General features: G+C 63.7%; 22 protein-coding genes and 1 tRNA gene. 10 read left to right on the top strand and 13 right to left on the bottom strand.

The features are described from left to right. Positions 1 to 46: 46 nt before the first annotated feature. Entirely contained in the window at positions 47 to 1,018 is a 972-nt protein-coding gene (locus AB6802_RS24695; RefSeq protein ID WP_371012807.1) for a patatin family protein, read from the top strand. Positions 1,019 to 1,030: 12 nt separating this feature from the next. Here the strand turns inward: AB6802_RS24695 and recJ are convergent, their stop codons facing one another. From recJ to AB6802_RS24725, 6 genes are all read right to left on the bottom strand, one after another. Next, entirely contained in the window at positions 1,031 to 2,815 is a 1,785-nt protein-coding gene (gene recJ, locus AB6802_RS24700) for a single-stranded-DNA-specific exonuclease RecJ (RefSeq protein ID WP_371012808.1), read from the bottom strand. A gap of 6 nt (positions 2,816 to 2,821) precedes the next feature. Further along, on the bottom strand, positions 2,822 to 3,046 hold the full coding sequence (locus AB6802_RS24705; protein WP_371012809.1) for a DUF6434 domain-containing protein: 225 nt from the start codon (positions 3,044 to 3,046) through the stop codon (positions 2,822 to 2,824). Positions 3,047 to 3,116: 70 nt separating this feature from the next. Beyond that, positions 3,117 to 4,100: a class II fructose-bisphosphatase gene (glpX, locus tag AB6802_RS24710; RefSeq protein WP_371012810.1), complete on the bottom strand. Its 984-nt coding sequence runs from the start codon at positions 4,098 to 4,100 to the stop codon at positions 3,117 to 3,119. 227 nt (positions 4,101 to 4,327) lie between these two features. Then, positions 4,328 to 5,641, bottom strand: coding sequence for a homoserine dehydrogenase (locus AB6802_RS24715; RefSeq protein WP_371012811.1), 1,314 nt, complete (start codon positions 5,639 to 5,641; stop codon positions 4,328 to 4,330). Positions 5,642 to 5,682: 41 nt separating this feature from the next. Continuing rightward, positions 5,683 to 6,900 carry an LL-diaminopimelate aminotransferase gene (locus AB6802_RS24720; RefSeq protein ID WP_371012812.1) on the bottom strand — a complete coding sequence of 406 codons (1,218 nt, stop codon included), beginning with the start codon at positions 6,898 to 6,900 and terminating at the stop codon, positions 5,683 to 5,685. 54 nt (positions 6,901 to 6,954) lie between these two features. After that, complete coding sequence (locus AB6802_RS24725; RefSeq protein ID WP_371012813.1) at positions 6,955 to 7,362, bottom strand: hypothetical protein; 408 nt, start codon at positions 7,360 to 7,362, stop codon at positions 6,955 to 6,957. 97 nt (positions 7,363 to 7,459) lie between these two features. Here AB6802_RS24725 and phaC point away from each other — a divergent pair, with 97 nt between their 5' ends. The 6 genes from phaC (at position 7,460) to AB6802_RS24755 (ending at position 12,778) form a co-directional block, all read left to right on the top strand. After that, on the top strand, positions 7,460 to 9,295 hold the full coding sequence (gene phaC / locus AB6802_RS24730; protein ID WP_371012814.1) for a class I poly(R)-hydroxyalkanoic acid synthase: 1,836 nt from the start codon (positions 7,460 to 7,462) through the stop codon (positions 9,293 to 9,295). 327 nt (positions 9,296 to 9,622) lie between these two features. Further along, the gene (locus AB6802_RS24735) at positions 9,623 to 10,798 is read left to right on the top strand and encodes a YcbK family protein (protein WP_371012815.1); all 1,176 of its coding nucleotides are present in this window, start codon (positions 9,623 to 9,625) and stop codon (positions 10,796 to 10,798) included. 106 nt (positions 10,799 to 10,904) lie between these two features. Then, positions 10,905 to 10,979 (top strand) — tRNA-Glu (locus AB6802_RS24740). Positions 10,980 to 11,195: 216 nt separating this feature from the next. Beyond that, positions 11,196 to 11,426 (top strand): hypothetical protein, encoded by a 231-nt coding sequence (locus AB6802_RS24745; protein WP_371012816.1) that lies wholly within the window; start codon positions 11,196 to 11,198, stop codon positions 11,424 to 11,426. Positions 11,427 to 11,820: 394 nt separating this feature from the next. Continuing rightward, complete coding sequence (locus AB6802_RS24750) at positions 11,821 to 12,363, top strand: DnaJ domain-containing protein (protein WP_371012817.1); 543 nt, start codon at positions 11,821 to 11,823, stop codon at positions 12,361 to 12,363. Positions 12,364 to 12,523: 160 nt separating this feature from the next. Next, a complete protein-coding gene (locus AB6802_RS24755) occupies positions 12,524 to 12,778 on the top strand; it encodes a hypothetical protein (RefSeq protein WP_371012818.1) in 255 nt (84 codons plus the stop codon). Between the two features lie 47 nt (positions 12,779 to 12,825). Here AB6802_RS24755 and AB6802_RS24760 read toward each other — a convergent pair whose 3' ends face one another. Further along, positions 12,826 to 13,119 (bottom strand): hypothetical protein, encoded by a 294-nt coding sequence (locus tag AB6802_RS24760; protein ID WP_371012819.1) that lies wholly within the window; start codon positions 13,117 to 13,119, stop codon positions 12,826 to 12,828. Positions 13,120 to 13,191: 72 nt separating this feature from the next. Continuing rightward, positions 13,192 to 13,383, bottom strand: a complete 192-nt coding sequence (locus tag AB6802_RS24765; RefSeq protein ID WP_371012820.1) for a hypothetical protein — start codon at positions 13,381 to 13,383, stop codon at positions 13,192 to 13,194. Between the two features lie 256 nt (positions 13,384 to 13,639). Between AB6802_RS24765 and AB6802_RS24770 the strand changes: the two genes are divergently transcribed. After that, the gene (locus AB6802_RS24770; protein ID WP_371012821.1) at positions 13,640 to 14,326 is read left to right on the top strand and encodes an aspartyl/asparaginyl beta-hydroxylase domain-containing protein; all 687 of its coding nucleotides are present in this window, start codon (positions 13,640 to 13,642) and stop codon (positions 14,324 to 14,326) included. Positions 14,327 to 14,345: 19 nt separating this feature from the next. On the opposite strand, the gene AB6802_RS24775 is transcribed toward AB6802_RS24770, so the two are convergent. Continuing rightward, positions 14,346 to 14,651, bottom strand: coding sequence for a DUF982 domain-containing protein (locus tag AB6802_RS24775; RefSeq protein ID WP_371012822.1), 306 nt, complete (start codon positions 14,649 to 14,651; stop codon positions 14,346 to 14,348). Between the two features lie 217 nt (positions 14,652 to 14,868). On the opposite strand from AB6802_RS24775, the gene AB6802_RS24780 reads away from it, so the two are divergent. Further along, positions 14,869 to 15,909 carry an ABC transporter ATP-binding protein gene (locus AB6802_RS24780; RefSeq protein WP_371012823.1) on the top strand — a complete coding sequence of 347 codons (1,041 nt, stop codon included), beginning with the start codon at positions 14,869 to 14,871 and terminating at the stop codon, positions 15,907 to 15,909. Positions 15,910 to 15,968: 59 nt separating this feature from the next. Here AB6802_RS24780 and AB6802_RS24785 read toward each other — a convergent pair whose 3' ends face one another. The 4 genes from AB6802_RS24785 to AB6802_RS24800 form a co-directional block, all read right to left on the bottom strand. Next, entirely contained in the window at positions 15,969 to 17,636 is a 1,668-nt protein-coding gene (locus AB6802_RS24785; protein ID WP_371012932.1) for an ABC transporter permease, read from the bottom strand. 97 nt (positions 17,637 to 17,733) lie between these two features. Next, positions 17,734 to 18,708, bottom strand: a complete 975-nt coding sequence (locus AB6802_RS24790) for an ABC transporter substrate-binding protein (protein ID WP_371012824.1) — start codon at positions 18,706 to 18,708, stop codon at positions 17,734 to 17,736. Positions 18,709 to 18,832: 124 nt separating this feature from the next. Continuing rightward, on the bottom strand, positions 18,833 to 19,069 hold the full coding sequence (locus AB6802_RS24795; protein WP_371012825.1) for a hypothetical protein: 237 nt from the start codon (positions 19,067 to 19,069) through the stop codon (positions 18,833 to 18,835). A 114-nt stretch (positions 19,070 to 19,183) separates the two neighbouring features. Beyond that, complete coding sequence (locus AB6802_RS24800) at positions 19,184 to 19,576, bottom strand: hypothetical protein (protein WP_371012826.1); 393 nt, start codon at positions 19,574 to 19,576, stop codon at positions 19,184 to 19,186. 208 nt (positions 19,577 to 19,784) lie between these two features. On the opposite strand from AB6802_RS24800, the gene map reads away from it, so the two are divergent. Continuing rightward, positions 19,785 to 20,612: a type I methionyl aminopeptidase gene (gene map, locus AB6802_RS24805; protein WP_371012827.1), complete on the top strand. Its 828-nt coding sequence runs from the start codon at positions 19,785 to 19,787 to the stop codon at positions 20,610 to 20,612. The last annotated feature ends 32 nt before the right edge of the window (positions 20,613 to 20,644 follow it).

Genomic DNA, 20,644 nt, shown 5'->3' on the forward strand with positions numbered 1-20,644 from the left:
TCAAACGTCCTTGCTGTAGAAGGACCATGGGACAAGGGAGATTGTGATGCTCGAATGGGCGTCATTGCGCAGCAGACCTGACGTTCGGGAGGCCAACGGCCCTGCATCGTCCGGCGGCGCGCCCGATCAGCAACCGGCCAAGAAAGCCGGCATCTCGCTGGCGCTTGGCGGCGGCTGCGCCCGAGGCTGGGCCCATATCGGTGTGCTGCGCGCGCTCGATGAAGCCGGTATCGAAGTTTCGATGATTGCCGGAACCTCGATCGGCGCGCTGGTCGGCGGCTGCTATCTGGCCGGCAAGCTCGACGAACTGGAAGACTTCGCCCGCAGCCTGACCAAGCGGCGCCTCTTCGGCCTTCTCGACCTCAATCTGCGCGGCAGCGGCCTGTTCGGCGGCATGAAGCTCGATCAGCGGCTGCGCGTGCACCTCGACGGTGCCCGCTTCGAGGATCTGTCAAAACCTTTCGTCGCCGTCGCTTCCGAAATCCGCACCGGCCACGAGATCTGGCTGTCGAGCGGCTCGCTCGTCACCGCCATGCGCGCCTCCTATGCGCTGCCGGGCGTCTTCGAGCCGGTGAACTGCAACGGCCGCGTGCTGGTCGATGGCGCGCTGGTCAACCCGGTGCCGGTTTCGGTCTGCCGCGCCTACGAGCAGCCGCTCGTCGTCGCGGTCAACCTCCACTATGACCTGTTCGGCCGCGCCGCGGTGATCAAGCACAGCGCCGGCGAACTGATGATCGAGAAGGATGCGCCGCGTCCTGGCCACGTCGACGCCGACCACCAGGCGCACCAGACGCGCCTTGGTATCACCGGCGTCATGGTCGAGGCCTTCAACATCATCCAGGACCGGATTTCGCGCGCCAGGCTCGCCGGCGATCCGCCTGATATGTCGCTGCAGCCCAAGCTCAGCCATATCGGACTTACCGAATTCCACCGCGCCGACGAAGCGATCAGCCTCGGCTATCAGGCGACGAAGTCGCAGATCGGCGAGTTGACCCGCCTGCAATCGGTGCTCGCCTAACTCAGCCCTATCTTAGGCCAGCGCCGCATCGCTGATGCGAAACTGCACCGTGCGATTGCCATTCCAGTAATTGCCCGACAGCGAACCGGCGATATGCACGGTCTTGCCCCGGTTCTTGAACAGGAACTCACCCAAATCGGTGTCCACGGCACGAAAGGCCATCGCCTGGATCTTGCCGCCGCTTTGCGACTGCAGGTCGACGCGGATGTGATTGGTGCCGACCGCGCGCGCGTCAGTGAGCCTGTGGCGCGGCAGCACAAAAACAGGCGCGATATGGCCGGCGCCGAACGGACCGGCTTTCTCCAGCGCATCGAGAAGTGCCAGCGTGGCGCCCTCGGCGGCCAAAGCGCCATCGACCGCCAGGCTTTCCTCGCTCTGCAGCCGGAACACGTCGGCCGCCGCGCGCTCCTCGAAGAAGGCGCGCAGTTCACCGAGCTTGGCGCGTTCGACAGTGATGCCGGCGGCCATGGCATGGCCGCCGCCCTTGACGATCAGCCCGGCCTCGGCCGCTTCGCGCACCAGCCGGCCAAGATCGAAGCCGGTCACCGAACGTCCCGAACCGGTGCCGATGCCGGTCGAGTTGAAGGCGATGGCAAAGGCTGGACGGCGCGCATAGTCCTTCAGCCGCGAGGCGATCAACCCGACAATGCCTGGGTGCCAGCTGTTGCTGGCGGTAACGATGATTGCGGGGCCATTGCCGCCGGCAAGCTCGGCATCGGCCTCCGCGCGCGCCTGCGCCAGCATCTCCTGCTCCATCTGCTGGCGTTCCTGGTTGAGCCGGTCGAGCGTCTCGGCGATGCTTGCGGCCTCGACCGGATCGTCGGTGGCCAGAAGCCGGCTGCCAAGTGCGGCGTCGCCGATACGGCCGCCGGCATTGATGCGCGGGCCGATCAGGAAGGAGAGATGGAAGGTGTTGATCGGCTCGCCGATGCGCGAGACGCGCGCCAATGCCGCCAACCCCTCGTTCTTCTGCTGACGCACGACCTGCAGTCCCTTGACGACGAAGGCGCGATTGATCCCGGTAAGCGGCACCACATCGCACACCGTCGCCAGCGCCACCAGGTCGAGCAGCGACAGCAGATCGACGGGCGCCACATCCGGCAGGCGTTCGCGCAGGACCTTTGCCGTCTGCACCAGGCACAGGAACACGACGCCGGCGGCGCAAAGATACCCCTGTCCCGACAGATCGTCCTCGCGGTTCGGATTGACGACCGCCTGCGCCGCCGGCAGAGCGCCACCGACCTGGTGATGGTCGAGCACCACGACATCGGCGCCCGCCTCCCTGGCCGCGTCGATCGAGGCCGCGCTGTTGGTGCCGCAGTCGACGGTGACGATCAGCCTGGCGCCGCGCGCGATGAGCTCGCGCATGGCTTCCGGATTGGGGCCATAGCCTTCGAAGATACGGTCCGGAATGTAGATCTCGGACGGCACCGAGAAATGCATGAGAAAGCGCTTGAGCAGCGCCGACGAGGCGGCGCCGTCGACGTCATAATCGCCGAAGATCGCCACCTTTTCGTGGCCGACGATCGCGTCGGCCAACCTTGCCGCGGCCTTCTCCATATCGGTCAAGGAAGCCGGGTTCGGCAGAAGCTCGCGGATGGTCGGATCGAGAAAGCGCTCGGCCTGCTCGGCGCTCACGCCGCGCCCGGCAAGCACCCGCGCCACGATATCCGGCACGCCATGGCCTTGCGCTATGGCCAAAGCGGCCATGTCCTGCCGCTCGGTCAGCCGGTGTTCCCAGGAAACACCGGTCGCCGACCGTCGGACATCGAGGAAGAGGCGCTTTTCGCCGTTCAAGAAAAACTACGCTTTCCGCTTTTGAGCCGGGCGGCGCAGCCATTCGTCAGCCGCGTCGCCCATGGTCTTTTCCGTACCATCCTTGAGCCAGGCCATGAAATGGCGATCGAACTTGAACGCAGCGCCGCATTCGCGCGTCAGAAAGCGGCGCACGTTCTGGGTGTTGCGATAGGTTTTCGTGATCATTGTGGCTCGCAAGATCGGATCCGCGTGCCAGTCGAACGCTTTCATCGCCAGATCCCTGCCATCAGCATCGATGACAGGGATGGCTAACAACTGCAATCCGGCGCTGCAAGCGAGTTTAGAACTTATCCAGATCCTGGTGCCTGGCCTTGATCTCGCGCACCGTACGCGAGGACGAACGCAGCACGATGGTGTGGGTGGTAATGAAGGTGCGGCCGAATTTCACGCCGTCGAGCAGGTTGCCATCTGTGACGCCGGTCGCGGCAAACAGCACATCGCCGCGCGCCATATCCTGCACGCGATAGACGCGCTTCGGCTCGGAAATGCCCATCATCTCAGCCCGGGCGACCTTCTGCGGCGTATCGAGGATCAACCGTCCTAGCATCTGCCCGCCGGTGCAGCGCAGCGCCGCCGCGGCGAGCACGCCTTCCGGCGCGCCGCCGGTGCCGAGATAGATGTCGATGCCGGTCTCGTCCGGGTCGGTCGTGTGGATGACGCCGGCGACATCGCCGTCGCCGATCAGCCGGATGGCGGCACCGGTGGCGCGAACCGCGTCGATCAGCTTGGCATGGCGCGGCCGGTCGAGGATGCAGGCGGTGATGTCGGAAACCGCAACGCCCTTGGCCTTGGCCAGATTGGCAAGGTTTTCAGCCGGCGACGCGTCGATGTCGATCAGGTCATCAGCGTACCCAGGGCCGATGGCGATCTTGTCCATATAGACGTCAGGCGCAAACAGCAGGCTGCCCTTCTCGGCGATGGCAATGACGGCGAGCGCGTTGGGCAGGTTCTTGGCGCAGATCGTCGTGCCTTCAAGCGGATCGAGCGCGATGTCGACCGCCGGGCCTGTGCCGGTGCCGACCTCCTCGCCGATATAGAGCATCGGCGCCTCGTCGCGCTCGCCCTCGCCGATCACCACCGTGCCCTTGATGGCAAGCCGGTTGAGTTCCTGGCGCATGGCATCGACCGCGACCTGGTCGGCTTCCTTCTCGTCGCCGCGCCCGCGCAGCCTGGCAGCCGCGACCGCGGCCCGCTCGGTGACGCGAACCACTTCCATGGTGAGGACCCGGTCGAGGCCGGCTGCGATGTTCTGGGCAATGTTCATCAGTCGGTGTTCCTCGCTGACACAAGAGCGTTCAGGTCTGAACCGCTCTATTTTTTGCTTCGAGCAATTCCCTACGGAAAACCGCCAGGCACTACCTTGGAATTGCTTCCGCCTCCCGCCAGAGGCGCGCCACTTCTGGCAAAGCTCCATGACAACGGCAAGACTGGCCGCGTCACTTTTTGAAAGGGCAGCAAAATCAATCGATTAAAGGCGGATTATGACTCGCGCTACTCGGCCCGCTCGATACGGATCACCTGCGCCTTGTCGGTCAGATGACCGTCCTTGGTGATGCCGTCGACGGCCTTGCGCACCGCTGCTTCCGTCGTCTCATGGGTGACGAGGATGACCGTCTTCTGCGCTTGCGTTTGCGGCCCGGCCGCCTGCTGGACAATCGATTCCAGCGAGATGTCGTTGTCGGCCATGCGCTTGGCGATGGCGGCGAAGACGCCGGTGCGGTCATGCACGGTGAGCCGGATGAAGTAGCCGCCGGCATGGCTGCGCATCTGCGCTTTCTTGTAAGGCTCCAATTCCTTCGCCGGCCAGCCGAACACCGGAGCGTGCTGGAAACCAGGCCGGCTCTTGGCGATATCGGCGATGTCGCCGATCACCGCCGATGCGGTGGCGTTGCCGCCGGCGCCCGGCCCGGACAAGAGCAGCTCGCCCAGAATATCGGTCTCGATCGCCACCGCGTTGATCACGCCATGCACCTGAGCGATGACCGAAGCCGTCGGCACCATGGTCGGGTGCACGCGCTGCTCGATGCCGCTCTCGGTGCGCTGCGCGACGCCGAGCAGTTTTATCCGGTAGCCGAGATCGGCGGCCGCGCGGATATCGGCCTGAGTGATGTTGGAGATGCCTTCCATATAGATGTCGTTGGCGGCGATCCTGGTGCCGAAGGCAAGGCTGGTCAGGATCGACAGCTTGTGCGCCGTGTCGTGACCCTCGATGTCGAAGGTCGGGTCGGCTTCGGCGTAGCCCAGCCGCTGCGCATCCTTCAGGCAGGCGTCGAAGGAAATGCCTTCGGCCTCCATGCGGGTCAGGATGTAGTTGCAGGTGCCGTTGAGGATGCCGAAAACGCGCGTCACCGCGTTGCCGGCCATCGACTCGCGCATCGTCTTGATGACCGGGATGCCACCGGCGACCGCCGCTTCATAGTTGAGCAGCACGCCCTTCTTCTCGGCGATCTCGGCCAGCGCCACGCCGTGCTTGGCAAGCAGCGCCTTGTTGGCGGTGACGACATGACGGCCGGCTTCGAGCGCTGCCTTCACCGCCTGCCGCGCCGGACCCTCGTCGCCGCCGATCAATTCGATGAAGACGTCGATATCGGCGGTCTGCGCCAACTTGACCGGATCGTCGAACCATTTGGCGGCGCCCAGATCGACGCCGCGGTCGCGCTTCGGGTCGCGGGCCGAAACCGCCGTCACGACGATGTCGCGGCCGCACTGGCGGGTAAGCTCGGCCGCCTTGTCGCGCAACACGCGCGCCACCGAGGCGCCGACAGTGCCGAGGCCGGCAATTCCAACACGCAATGCTTCAGCCATGTCCGGCGACGCCCCTCAAATTCAATAAATGTCAGGCAAATTCAGCGGTGAGCGGCTAAAGGCACCACATTGTTCGGCTGCTTGGCGGTGGTCGCCAGGAACTTCTTGATGTTGCGCGCCGCCTGGCGGATGCGGTGCTCGTTCTCGACCAGCGCCACGCGCACATAGTCGTCGCCATGCTCGCCAAAGCCGACGCCTGGCGCCACCGCGACATCGGCATGCTCGATGAGCAGCTTGGAGAATTCGAGCGAGCCGAGATGGCGAAACTGCTCCGGGATCGGCGCCCAGGCAAACATCGAGGCGGCGGGTGCTGGAATGGTCCAGCCGGCGCGGCTTAAGGAATCGACCATCACGTCGCGGCGCTTCAGGTAGACCTCGCGCACTTCGGCGATATCGGCGCCGTCGCCATTGAGCGCATGCGCGGCCGCCACCTGGATCGGCGTGAAAGCGCCGTAATCGAGATACGACTTCACCCGCGTCAGCGCTGCGATCAACCGCTCGTTGCCGACGGCAAAACCCATGCGCCATCCTGGCATCGAGAAGGTCTTCGACATCGAGGTGAACTCGACACAGACGTCGATGGCGCCCGGAACCTGCAGCACCGATGGCGGCGGATTGCCGTCGAAGTAGATCTCCGAATAGGCAAGATCGGACAGGATGATGATGTCGTTCTTCTTGGCGAAGGCGACGACGTCCTTGTAGAAATCGAGCGAGGCGACCAGCGCCGTCGGGTTCGACGGATAATTGAGGATCAGCGCCAGCGGCTTCGGGATCGAGTGACGCACGCCGCGTTCGAGCGCCGGAATGAAGCCGTCATCCGGCTCGACCTGCAGCGAGCGGATGACGCCGCCCGACATGATGAAACCGAAGGCATGGATCGGATAGGTCGGGTTCGGGCACAGGATGACATCGCCAGGCGCGGTGATCGCCTGCGCCATGTTGGCGAAGCCCTCTTTCGAGCCGAGCGTGGCCACCACTTGCGTGTCGGGGTTGAGCTTCACGCCGAAGCGACGCTGGTAATAGGCGGCCTGGGCGCGGCGCAGGCCGGGAATGCCGCGCGATGAAGAATAGCGATGCGTGCGCGGATCGCGCACCACTTCGCACAATTTGTCGACGATGGCCTTCGGCGTCGGCAGGTCCGGATTGCCCATGCCAAGGTCGATGATGTCGGCGCCGCGCGAGCGGGCGCTGGCCTTCAGCCGGTTGACCTGCTCGAAGACATAAGGCGGAAGCCGGCGGACCTTGTGAAATTCTTCCATTTCAGTTCCAGACATTCAACGGCGTTTGGCCAAGTTTCGGCGCGCGATATAGACCTAATTGCAGTTAGGGTCGAGGGCGGGGTCGCATTTGCCTTCGATCTGCTTCAGCGTGTCGGAGCCATGCGTCTTGGCCAAAGTGTTGAGCGCGGTCGCGTTGGACGGCGCCTTCACTTTGCCGCCCTTGGCCAGTTGCCCCTGCTCCTCGGCCTTGAGCTGGGCGAGCTTCGCCGCGGTCTCCTCCTTGGTGAACTGCTTGTTGGCCACCTTTGGCGGAATGTTGAGGTTAGGATAGGACCCGGTATCTTGCGGCCCCTGAGTGAGGCCCACCGGCGTCGAGCTGCCCGGGCTGGTGCTCGTGCAGCCAGCCGCGGGCAAAAGCGCGCCGACCAGTCCCGCCATCAAAGCCACGCGGCAAATCGAACCTGCCTTGAGAAAAAAAGTCCCGCCGACATTAATCGTCATATTGTTTTCCTGGCCGCCGGGTTAGAGCGAATTGGACCCGGTCAGATGTCCCATGGTACTATGTCAAGAAAACGCTCCGGGAGGAACCCCGCGAACCATGTCCAAACCTGACGATTCGGACAAAGCGGAAAATGGCGGACCTTCGGCCATTGAGCAATATCTGGTGAAGGACCCCGAGCGCTTCGCCTTGAACATGGCGCGCATGATCGAGCAGGCCGGCAAGGCGGCGTCCGCCTGGACCGAGCCGCGCGAGAAGGGCGAGGTGCGCGACCACGTCGCCGAGCCCGTCGTCGACATGGTCAAGACCTTCTCCAAACTCACCGAATACTGGCTGGGCGACCCACAGCGCGCGCTGGAAGCGCAGACGCGGCTCTTTGCCGGTTATATGACGGTCTGGGCCAATGCCATCCAGAAGGTCAACTCGAACACCGAAACCCCTGACGACGCGGTCAAGCCCGAGCGCGGCGACAAACGCTTCCAGGACCCGGAATGGGGCCGCAACGCCTTCTTCGATTTCCTGAAGCAGGCCTATCTCGTCACCTCGCGCTGGGCGGGCGAGCTTGTCGAGCATGCCGAAGGGCTGGACGAGCACACCCGCCACAAGGCGAGCTTCTACGTCAAGCAGGTGTCGAACGCGATCGCGCCGTCGAACTTCATCCTGACCAATCCCGAACTGTTCCGCGAGACCGTCGCCTCCAACGGCGAAAACCTGGTGCGCGGCATGAAGATGCTGGCCGAGGACATCGCCGCCGGCCGCGGCGACCTCAAGCTGCGCCAGGCCGATTACACGCCCTTCGAGATCGGCAGGAACATCGCCATGACCCCCGGTAAGGTCATCGGCCGCAGCGACGTCGCCGAGATCATCCAGTACGATCCGGTGACGGAAACGGTGCTCAAGCGGCCGCTGCTGATCTGCCCGCCATGGATCAACAAATTCTATATCCTCGACCTCAACCCGCAGAAATCCTTCATCCGCTGGGCGATCGAGCAGGGCCACACCGTCTTCGTCATCTCTTGGATCAACCCTGACGAGCGCCACGGCGCCAAGGGCTGGGAGGCCTATATCCGCGAAGGCCTACAATATGGTCTCGACATGGTCGAGAAGGCGACCGGCGAGAAGGAAGTCAATGCCATCGGCTACTGCGTCGGCGGCACGCTGCTGGGCGCCGCGCTGGCGCTTCTGGCGCAGGAGGGCGACCACCGCATCAGATCGGCGACCTTCTTCACCACGCAGGTCGATTTCACTTATGCCGGCGACCTGAAAGTCTTCGTCGACGAGGACCAGGTTACCGCAGTCGAGCGCTCGATGAGCGAGAAGGGTTATCTCGACGGCACCAAGATGGCGACGGCCTTCAACATGCTGCGCTCCGGCGACCTGATCTGGCCCTACGTCATCAACAATTACATGCGCGGCAAGGAGCCCCTGCCCTTCGACCTGCTTTACTGGAACGCCGATTCGACCCGTATGGCGGCGGCCAACCATTCCTTTTATCTGCGCAACTGCTATCTCGAAAACAATCTCTCGCGCGGCGTGATGGAATTGGCCGGTCGCACCGTATCGTTGGCCGACATCACGATTCCCGTCTACAACCTGGCCACGAAAGAAGACCACATCGCGCCGGCGCTGTCGGTGTTCATGGGCTCGCAATTTTTCGGCGGCGACGTCGAGTTTGTGATGGCCGGTTCCGGCCACATCGCGGGCGTCGTCAATCCGCCGGCGGCGAAGAAATACCAGTACTGGACCGGCGCCAAACCGGTTGGCGATTTTAACGCCTGGCTTACCGCGGCGCATGAGCATCAAGGCTCGTGGTGGACGCATTGGCAGCACTGGATCGAGAGCCAGGACAACATGCACGTGCCTGCCCGCAAACCCGGCAAGCGTATGAAAACCTTGGGGGATGCGCCGGGCACCTATGTCAAGGTGCGAGTGTAACGGACTGTAATGTCTGGTGAGTTGACGACCCGCCAAAACAGGGCGAAATGGTGGCGTCAATCGGTCAGCGGCCTCAAATCATCGTCCAGCGCAGAATAATTCCGAGGCTTGCAGATTCGACACAGGTCCCGTTTCCGGTTGGGAACAGGAGGATTATCGCGGCGCGGACAGCACGATAGCGCGGCGATAACGAACCGACCGGATACCGAGGGGGAATTTGTTTTGAAATCAGCAGGTTGGCGTCTTGCACGAAGGGAGAGTCGCAGCATAGCGGCGGCGCTTTTCTCCGTGCTCCTGGCCTCCTGTACCTCGACCGGCGACCCGACCATGGCGGTCGTATCGCCCGCCTACAATTCAACCGCCAGCGACATGACCGCATCCTCCGGCGCCAAGTCCGGAGCCACGGTCGATTCGTCGCTTCAAGCGGCCTCCGCTCCCGCCGGGGCGACATCAACCGTGATGAGCGAGGGTGACTCACCCTTGCCTGAGAAGGTCGCCTATGTGCCGGAAACGCGGCCGGACGCCACCTTCCCTGTCGCCATTCCCACCGGCGCCCAGACCATTGCCGGCAGCACGCCGCAACCACTTACCCAGCAGGCGCAGACCGCCAATGAAACCCAGGCCGTGGCCCAGCAGGTCGCCGCCGGCGATGCCGCCGCCGCCGTCTCGAAAGCGCAGGCTCAGGCAGCACCAGTGTTGAACAACGGCGTCTATGTGACGGCGGCTGAGCCGCCGCAGCCGCAGGTTGCCGCGCCGAAGAAGAGCCTGTTTGCCTCGCTGTTCAGCACCACGCCGGCTTCGGCGGCGCCCGCGCCGCTGGTCAACAATTCCCGTTCGGGCAGCCAGCCCGCCGTGCAGGCCAAAGCCGCGGCGCCGGCTCCCGCCAAGCCGATCGTCGAACTGGCCTCGGCCACCCCGGCCGCAAAGCCGGTTCAGCTTGCCTCGCTCGGCGACGACGGCGGCAGCCACATCACCGGCGCCGATGCCTTGCCCGGCGTGCGCCAGACGGCGCTGTTCGAGATCAAGCGCAAATCCGGCATCGACGATGAGAGCGACGTCGACCTCAACGAGGACGAGGGCTCCGGCGGCCCCTATCAGGTGGCCTCGGCCGCCGGCATGGCGCGGCTCGCGCCCAACGGCCTGCTGCGGCAGAACGAAAGCGTCGACGTCGCCTGCCTGAAACCATCGCTGGTGCGCGTGCTCAAGACCATCGAGGGCCATTTCGGCCGCAAGATGCTCGTCACCTCCGGCTATCGCGATCCGTCGCGCAACCGCCGCGCCAACGGCGCCAAGAACTCGCTGCACATGTACTGCGCCGCCGCCGACATCCAGGTGCCCGGCGTCTCCAAGTGGGATCTGGCGAACTACGTCCGCTCGATGCCCGGCCGCGGCGGCGTCGGCACCTACTGCCACACCGAATCCGTCCACATCGACGTCGGCCCCGAGCGCGACTGGAACTGGCGCTGCCGCCGGCGCAGCGGCGGTGGTGACGGCGACGGCTGATCGCTTACCGCCCGCCATTTTGGCGCTTTTGAAAAAAGTTGTCTCATGTGGCGGCAGATGGGTTGCCGGTTGGCAACAACGCAATTATAAGCCGCTTCGTCTGAGCGCGCCCATCGTCTAGCGGTTAGGACACCGCCCTTTCACGGCGGTAACAGGGGTTCGATTCCCCTTGGGCGTACCAGTCTTTTCAACGACTTATCGACCTCCCCGTCCTTACTTGCCCAATTTTTGGCCAATATCGCCAAGAGCCGGCTGATTCCAGCAGCGGTCAAAACATGGCAAAGCAAAACATTTCGCGCGCTCGACTGATAGCCTATGAGGTGAGGGAGAGCCTCGCAAACTTTGAGGCTCCCGCTTGCCGAGCAGGAACCTGAGACAGGCATGAGCGTTGTCGCGGATGCTCAAGAAGATCGCTTTTGCCGCTCTGCTTTTCCAGGTCGCCCTCCTCTCGGCGCTGACCACTCAAACGCTGTTGTTCTCGTCTGCCACACAAGCCGCAAACGCCCCAGCCAGCGGGCCGGTCGCGGTCACATCGAGCGAATGCGCCGACGCGACATGGCCAGATATCCCGGCCCATTGCTTAGAACGCGTGGAAACCCGGAAAGTCATCGCCATAGTGGCCGATTGAATAGAAAAGCCCGCCACCGAAACAGCGGGTCAAATTAAGCACGATGGTTGATTTCAGCGGCCACGCCGCTCCAGCCACCGACCCGGAATGCTAGCGACCGGTACCGGGACTATCTGGCTTCGAAGACCTGCTGCGTGACCCGATCGGCATCCGTTTCGTCAAGCACGCTCTTGCGGGGGGCGAGGCTTGCGGGTTTGGCGTTTTCAACTATTTCCTGCGAGGGTCTTCATCGTCAACGCAGATCAGGCGCGACGGGCTGGACTATGGTCCGACTTGTGACCGATCCTCAACAGGCGCAACCTGTCAGATGAATCTGACGGCTGAGGGCCTGGATCGCAAAATTAGGCGGCCCGGGCCCTTAGTTTCTTTGTGCGATGTCTGAGGGAGAAGCGCTTTGTTCGTCGATTACTACGAACTTTTGGAGATGAGCCCCAACGCCAACTCGGAGACGGTTGAACGGATATTTCGCTATTTTGCAATGCGCTACCATCCAGACAATCAGCAGACTGGCAATGAAGCCCGCTTCAGTGAAATCGTGGAGGCACACAACGTCCTGAAGGACCCGGTAAAGCGAGCCCAATACGACATCGCATACCAAGAGCATTCCGGTATGCGCCTGAAATTGGCCGGAGAAGCAAGCGACGCCAAAGGTGTCGAGAGGGACGCCGTGGTACAGGCCAAACTGCTTTCGCTCCTTTACGTGAAACGCAGGCAGGACGTCACCGATCCCGGCATTGGAGATGTCGAGCTTGAGCGATTGTCCGGCTGCCCCCGGGAACATCTCGAGTTTCATATATGGTACATGAAAGCAAAGGGATGGATATCCAGGATCGAGAACGGCACGATCGCAATCACCGTTGAGGGGGTCGACCGCGCCAATTCCGAACATCTCCGCGATCCGGCGATCCGGCTGCTCGATCATGCGGCCACCTCATGATCCTCTGCAGACCGTGCAAGAAGTGATCGGCAAGGACTTCGAATTCATCCGGTGTCAGGCGAGAGCGGACAGAAACTGTTAACGCCGTTCGCGACTGACGGTATGCCAGCTCCAGCCTAAGAGCGTAAAATCCTCCTCGCCCTCAGCCTTGGAGGCGGGAATGAACTTGCTTCGGATAGCGCTGCTGGGCGCGACTGTAACCTGCCTGGCCGGCGCGCCGGCCGTTCGCGCCGACGACCAGCCCGCCCAGCCGAGTGCCCAGACAACGACGCAACAGCCACCGGTAATCCACTGCGAGGGACAAAATTGCCTGCCGCCGGCCGACGATCCCGTCCTCGACTGCAAGGGCGCGGATTGCACGCCAGCGCCGCCCGCCGATCAGACACCGGCTCCGGAAATTCAGAAGGTCAAGTAGGCGGCGTCAGCGGTGTCCGAGCCCCCCGGCGAAAACGGCGTCGACCATCACTCCGGAACCATCGGCGACGGCTCATCGCATCGATAGACGGCGCACTGACCTTCGCTCGTCGGGACATAGGTAACCATCGGCACGTAAGGCGCATCGCACTCATTGCCGAATTGGCGCACATAGCGATCATAGGTGTTCGGCCCGGTGGAGAGCACCGCAGCATGCTGGCTCTGGATCAGCGCCTGGGTCTGCGCGCACGTCATCTTGCGCGTGTCAGGCCGCGCGTCGGCGAAACTTGTAGCGGCAATGACCATTGCTGCCGTGCAAAGCATAATCCTGCCTATGGGCATGGCGGCATCCTCGCAAAAACATCGTGACGTCAAATTCGCATCTCGTGATCCAGTTTCGCAATAGTCGCGCTGTCACGATGCAGCGAGCGACTGCGCCTGTCCACGCAGCCAATCCCACGTCCCCTGCACATCGACGTCGCGCAGCCGATCAGAAGTGGAGATCGCGTACCATCGGCGACCGGCATCAAGGACGTGGTCAAAAGGCTGCACGAGCTGCACTGAGCCGAGCGCCTCGCCCGCCAAAGTCAGGCTGCCCAGCGCCACGCCCTGGCCAAGCTCGGCGGCAGCGAGCGCCAGATCGCAGTCGCCGACATCCGGGCAAAGGAAGCTAAGCGCCCGTACTCGATTGCCTACCGCCTGTCGAAGGAAGGCAATCTGGAGTGGGCCGACATATTGGCGATCCCGACCGACGCCCCGAGCGAGCAGCGATGTCTATCGGCCGTCAACGGCTCGAACAAATCTGCGTGAGCGATGGTTTGAAGCAATTGCCCACTATATATAAAATCGCCGAGGTAGTGACATGCAGAACGCTTACGATCTTGGAACCAACCTGGTCCGCCGTATCTACGAAAAGCGCATAGATGCACCTGCGATTCTTGATGCCGGCACGCATTTTCCCAACGCGGCGAAGTTCACCGCCGCCTGGCAGAGCATCCGCGACGAAGCGATCGCGGCAAAGCTGAGCAAGGCGCCGCGCTTCCACGACATCATGCCGGAGCAGGCCGATATCTCAGCCAATGACGGCCTCGACTGGCGCATGTTCGTGCTCAAGGCCTACGACATGACGGTGCCGGAGAACCTCGCAAGGATGCCGGTGCTGAGCCGGCTGTTGAGCGAATGTCCCGAGGTCAAATCGGCGGCCGTCTCGTTCCTCGCCCCGCACAAGCACATCCCGCCGCATCGTGGCCCGTTTCGCGGCATCATGCGGTTTCATCTCGGCCTGGTCATCCCGAAACAGCCGGATGGCCGCCCGGCGACGATCATGATGATCAATCACGAGGAAAGGCGCATCGCCGACGGCGAATGCATGCTGTGGGACGACACCTTCGAGCACGAGGTCATGAACAATTCGGACCAGCCGCGCGTCGCTCTGCTGCTCGACGTCTGGCGCCCGCAAATGCCGCTGGATATGGAAATCCTATCGCGCGTGATCGTGCGCGGCGTGCAGGTCGGGATGCGCTACAGGGGCGTGTCGTTCGGCGGTTGATCGGACCGGGATGGCGGGTTCAAAACCTTGCCTCGCGCGCGGAGTTGGTGCTGCCGGCGCGTTTGCCCGGGGTCATCATGTCCCTGGCCAGCAGTCCGCTGACACGGCAGAAGGCCATGAAGGCACGGCAGGCCTCCTCGGCGCTGGCGACATCGACGGTCGCGCCAAAGCAGGCGTTGAACGCGGTCTCATAGACCTTGCCCTGACGGCGCTTCGGCCAATCCTGCAGGAAGTCGAGCGCCTGCTCGACGCTGTAGATTTCCTCGACCGGCAGGCCGGGCGCGGGCGTGATACGCACCGGCACCTCGAATTGCAGTCTGTCCATTCCCTGTCTCCCGAACTGGCGCAGCCTCAGCAACGCAGATCGCTGTGAAAAGTTGCCTTGGGCCACCTTCTCGCGCAGGAATGTGACCTCAGTGCGGTCAATAATCGGTTCACGGCTGCGGCAGATCGGCACCTTTGCCGGACCAGCGCCCACCGCATTGCCAACGCCGGATTTCCAACGTATTGCCGAGGCCATCGCGGCTGCCACGGGCGAAAATATGAGTGAAATCCGGGTCGAATCCCTCGTCAAACGCTATGGCGATACGACCGCGCTCGACGGCGTCTCGCTGGCCTTTCCGGAAGGCTCATTCACGGCGCTGCTCGGCCCTTCCGGGTGCGGCAAGACGACGATGCTGCGGCTGATCGCCGGCTTCGAGGCGCCGAGCACGGGCAGCGTCTACTTCGGCGACGCGCTTGTCGCCGATCCGAACCGGCAATTGCCGCCAGAGGCGCGCAATGTCGGCGTCGTCTTCCAGTCCTACGCGCTCTGGCCGCATATGGATGTCACCGAGAACGTCGCTTATCCGCTCAGGGCCAGGCGCGTCGCTGCTGCCGATATCCCGGCCCGTGTCGCCGCCGTGCTCGACATTGTCGGCCTCGGCGGCTTCGGCAAACGCCGCATCGACGAGTTGTCGGGTGGCCAGAGGCAACGTGTGGCGCTGGCGCGCTGCCTGGTTGCCGAAGCCAGGATCATCCTTTTCGACGAACCGCTCGCCAATCTCGACATGCATCTGCGCTCGGCCATGGTCGACGCATTTCGCGAGATCCACCGCCGCACCGGCGCGACCATCGTCTATGTCACGCATGACCAGGCCGAAGCGCTGGCGCTGGCCGACCGTGTCGCGGTGATGAGCAAGGGAAAGCTGCTGCAGGCGGCGTCGCCGCGCGAAATCTACCGCTCGCCAGCCGATGCGGCGGTGGCCGGCTTCGTTGGTCGCGGCAGCCTGGTTTCCGGCAATGCCGTCGACCATGCCGGCGAGACCGCGACGATCGACATAGCCGGACACCGGCTTGCAGCGCGCAGCAACAGGGAACGGGCCGGCGCGGTCAAAGTGCTGTTGCGGCCGGAAGCCTTGCGTATTGCGACCGAGGGCCTGCCTGCGACGGTGCTGGACAGCGTCTATCGCGGGCCGGTGCACGAGGTGCGGCTGACACTCGAGCCTGGGCAGCATTTGCTGATTGACAGCGCCGAGGCGCTCATGGCGGGGCAACAGGTGCATGTCGCGGTATCCGACGCCTGGGTGGTGCCGGGCGCCTAAGAGCAATTCCAGGAAAAGTGGGTAGCGGTTTTCCGTCCGGAATTGCGGAAAATGGAATCTTAGCGCCAGGGCAACACGCCTGCCGGCAGGCGGCGGCCGAAACGGTCGAGCGCCAGAAGCAGCACGACGACGACAACGATCGTTGACACCGCGATCGCCGCAGCCTGCGTCCCAAGCCCCGCCTCTTCCAGGCTGAACAGCACCACGCCCAACGTTTCCTTGCCGCTCGACCACAACAGAGCCGATACCGTCAGCTCGTTGAAAGCGCTCATGAAAACCAGCAGTCCGCCCGCCACCGCGGCGGGCGCCGCAAGCGGCGCGGTGATCGTCCACAGCCGCCGCAACGGGCCGGCGCCGGAAACGGCGGCCGCCTCGTCGAGATCGCGCGGGATCTGCCCGATTGCCGTGGCGACAGGCTTCAGTGCCAAGGTAAGGAAGCGCATCCCATAAGCGACAAGGATGATCGAGGCCGTCGCGTAAAGGCTGCCGATCAGCGGCAGCGGCCGCAAGAACAAAAGGATACAGGCGATGGCCAGCACCACGCCGGGGATCGAATAAGGCAGGTCGACGATGCCGGCAAGCACACGCCGCCAGCGCCGGTCGAAGCGCTCGAGCCGAGCGGCCATCGGAATGACGCCAAGCGCAAGGATCAGTGCCGCGCCGCCGGCGAAGAACAGCGAGTTGCGGAAGGCGCGCACGGTGGAAGACTGTCGTACCAGCACTTCAGTATAATTGGCCACCGTCATCGTTTGCGGACCGAGCGGCACGCCGAAGGAAGGTACCAGCGACGTCGCCAGCAGCGCGCAAGCGGGCAGCACCAGCGTCAAGCCGACGACCACCCAGCCAAGACAGGCAAGCGGCAAGCGGTAGCGCCCGAGTTCGAATTGCGCCGGCTTGCCGGCAACGATGCGATGGCCGGCGCCGCGCAATGCCACCGACTGCAACGCCATGCCGGCAAGCGCCAGCGCGCCGACCAGCACCGACAGCGCCGCTATCTGCGGCAGCACACTGGGCCCAAAGCTGGATAGGTCCTGATAGATCAGTGTCGGCAGCGTCAGGTAGTTGACGGGCATGCCGAGCAGCGCCGGAATGCCGAAATTGCCGACGCCGGAAACGAAAGCAAGCGCGGCGGCCGCCACGACATAGGGCCGGACAACCGGAAGCACGATGGTCCGCAACGCGCCAAGCGGCTTGGCGCCGCAAGAACGCGCCGCTTCCACCAGGTCGCGCGGCACCCGCGACAGCCCTGCCCGCATGGTGATGAAGACGATCGGCGCATGCTGCACACCGTAAAGCAGGATGATGCCGCCCCGGCCAAGCATCGGGTTGGCGGTGCCGGGCGGCGGCGCCAGGCCGAACATGCCAAGCAGGGTGCTCGACGGGCCGAACAAATGCAGCCAGGCCAGCGCCGTGACCTGCGGCGCGATCATCAGCGGCAACAGCAGTAGGAAGCCGAGAATCTTTCGCCCTGGCAGATCGGTCATGGTGACGGCGATGGCGAAGGGGATGCCGATTGAGAGCGCCAGCGCCGCGCCGAAGAAAGACGTATCGAGCGTGTGCCACATCGCGCGCAAGGCGGCAGGTTTTACCAGCCGACCGGCGAAAGCGCTGAAATCGGCCTCGCCGCCTGGCGCGATCGCCGCGATGATAAGGCGTGCCATCGGCAGCAGGCTGAGCACGGCGATGGCCAGAAGCACGGCCAGCGCTGATAGGCGCTGGCCGAACATCGTGCCCGACGGCGAGAACCCGCCGAGCCGTTGCGAGGCCGGAATTGGCCGGACGATGCGATTTTCCGCGGCGGACAAAGCTGCCTCTTGGGGCCGTTTACTGGCTCATCGTCGTGCTGAACTTTTCCTTGTTCTGCGCGTCATTGGCAAGCGCGGTAGCGGCGTCATAGCCCAGCACCTTGATGGCCGAGCGGTCCGGGTAGCCGGCCGGCAGCGCCACGTCGGCGCGGGCCGGGATGTAGCCCATCTTGGCCGCCACTTCCTGCCCGTCCTTCGACAAGAGGAAGTCGACGAAGGCCTTGGCGGCTTCCTGGTTCTTGGCGGTGGACAGGATCGCAACCGGCTCGGTGACGGCCGAAACCCCTTCCTTCGGGAACACGAACTCGACCGGCGCGCCCTTGGCCTTCTCGCGGATCGGCATGTAGTCGACGATCATGCCGAACAGCTTGTCGCCGCCGCTGACGGCTTTCAGCACGTCGCCATTGCCGCCGCTGGCCTGCGCGCCGTTCTTGGCCAGCGCGCCGTAATAGTCCCAGCCCTCAGGCAGATTGCCGGTCAGCGTGACGGTGTGGATCATCGCCGCGCCCGAGGTCAGCGGGCTCGGCATCGCGATCAGCCCCTTGGCTTCCGGCTTCTTCAAATCTTCCCAGCTCGTCGGCACGAAAGGCGCCTTGGTGTTGTAGACGATGCCGGTGGTGATCAGCTTGGTCGAGAAATAGGTCTTGTCCTTGTCGTAGAGGGCGGCGTCCAGGCCATCGACCTTCGCATCCGGATAGGCGAGCAGCCGGCCCTCCTTCTTCAGGCCTTCCATGGTCACGATATCGGCGATCAAAAGCACGTCGGCCTGCGGCTGGCCGGCCTCGATCTCGGCATGCAGCTTGGCCAGGATCTTCGGCGTGCCGTCGCGCACCCAGTCGACCTTGATGCCGGGGTTCTTGGCCATGAAGGCATCGACGGTCTGCTGCGCGTCGGTGTTGGGCTGGCTGGTATAAAGCACCAGCGTGCCGTCGGCGGCGGCGGCACCCGCCACGGTGGATGCCAGCAATATGGCGGCGAGAACGATCTGTCGCATGGAAATACCTGTATCTGATCACAGCTGAGGAAACTGGAAACCTGACTAAGGCCGCAGGATAACCATTATGTGACAGGGCGATGCAACCGGCACCGCCCTGTTCGATGTCCCTCGCCATCTTGGCCTACTGGTTGGCGGGATCCGTCTCCGCCTCATAGGCCATGCGGCAAACCACCATCAGAAAGTAGGCCGACGGCACGGCGAAGACGACGCCGAGCACCATTGCGGGCGTTCCTTCCATCCGAAGTGTCGCGGCGACGGCCCAGTAGACCGTGCCGATGCAGATTACGACCTGAACCATGAGAAAGCAGGCCGCGGCCACCGCGCGGGTGACCGTCCTGAACGTCTTGATGCGTTGCATTGAAAATCGATCCGAAATGACGCGCGCAACCGGCAGACGGCTGCAAGCCATCGCCGGGGTTGCGACGCGAAGGAATGTCTTTGGTTTGGGTGCCGCCGCTGGCGGCTGCTCGGCTCACGCGGTCGGTGGCGCGCGCGGCTGGTTGGTGTGTGCCCGCGGTGCCACCGCAAAGGCAAGGACAACGGCCGTTTTGACAGGCGACGTCTTGCAGAGGACGAAGAATTCGGATGTTGGCGGAAGCGCGCCGGGATTGCCACTGACCAGCTTGACGGGCAGCGACCGGCCGACACGGACTTCGAGGGCCTGCGTCTTGCCGGCAACCCTCGGCAGCGCGACCGTGTCGCCTTGTCTTGCATTGCTGATGCTCGGGCCGCCCGACGCGGCAACGGATGACGCCGAGATTTCCGCCTGCGCAAAAGCAAGCAGCGCAAGCATCAGCAGCGCGACCAGGCCCGCTCCCGCGGTCCTGACTGCCAACAGCTTTGATCTCACGCGCTCAAAGGCCATCAAAGGCAAGATTTCTCCAGATATCCAACCCGCCCTACCCCACGAGACCAAAAAAGGAAAGTTCGCCCCGCTCCCAGGCTCCCGGGAATCTCCTCGCCAGGGCGCACAAATGCACTTCGTTCTTGAACCTTGCGGCTTCCAGTGCCAAATCTGGAGAAATTTCCTTTGCACCGGTTTGCACGACAAGCCGGCATTCTGAACGGACAAAATGGTTACCTATCTCGACGCCGCAACGGCCCCTTTGAGAAACACCGGGCAAATAAGGCTCTATGGCGAGGAAGGCTTTGCCGGCATGCGCAAGGCCTGCGACCTCACTGCGCGCTGCCTCGACGAGCTCGTGCCGATGGTGCAGTCCGGTGTGACCACCGAAACGATCGACCGCTTCGTCTTCGAATTCGGCATGGACAATGGCGCGCTGCCGGCGACGCTCAACTATCGCGGCTACACCAAGTCTTCGTGCACCTCGATCAACCACGTCGTCTGCCACGGCATTCCAGACAACAAGCCGTTGAAGGATGGCGACATCGTCAACATCGACGTCACCTACATCCTCGACGGCTGGCACGGCGATTCCTCGCGCATGTATCCGGTCGGCACCATCAAGCGCGCCGCCGAGCGCCTGCTCGAGGTGACGCATGAATGCCTGATGCGCGGCATCGCCGCGGTCAAGCCGGGTGCCCGCACAGGCGCCATCGGCGCTGCGATCCAGACCTATGCCGAAGCCGAGCGCTGCTCGGTGGTGCGCGATTTCTGCGGCCACGGCGTCGGCCAGCTGTTCCACGACGCGCCCAACATCCTGCATTACGGCACCGTCAACGAAGGCGTCGAGATGCGGCCTGGCATGATTTTTACCATCGAGCCGATGATCAATCTCGGCCGCCCGCATGTGAAAGTGCTCTCCGATGGCTGGACTGCGGTCACGCGCGACCGTTCGCTGTCGGCGCAGTACGAGCATACGATCGGCGTCACCGACACCGGCTGCGAGATCTTCACGCTGTCGCCGAAAAACCTCGACCGGCCCGGCCTGCCGGCTTAGTTTCGGCCAAAGCCTGAGGGGAGCGGGCGGTG

Origin of the sequence: Mesorhizobium sp. RCC_202 (assembly GCF_041355295.1) — a bacterium.
Classification (GTDB): Bacteria; Pseudomonadota; Alphaproteobacteria; order Rhizobiales; family Rhizobiaceae; genus Mesorhizobium.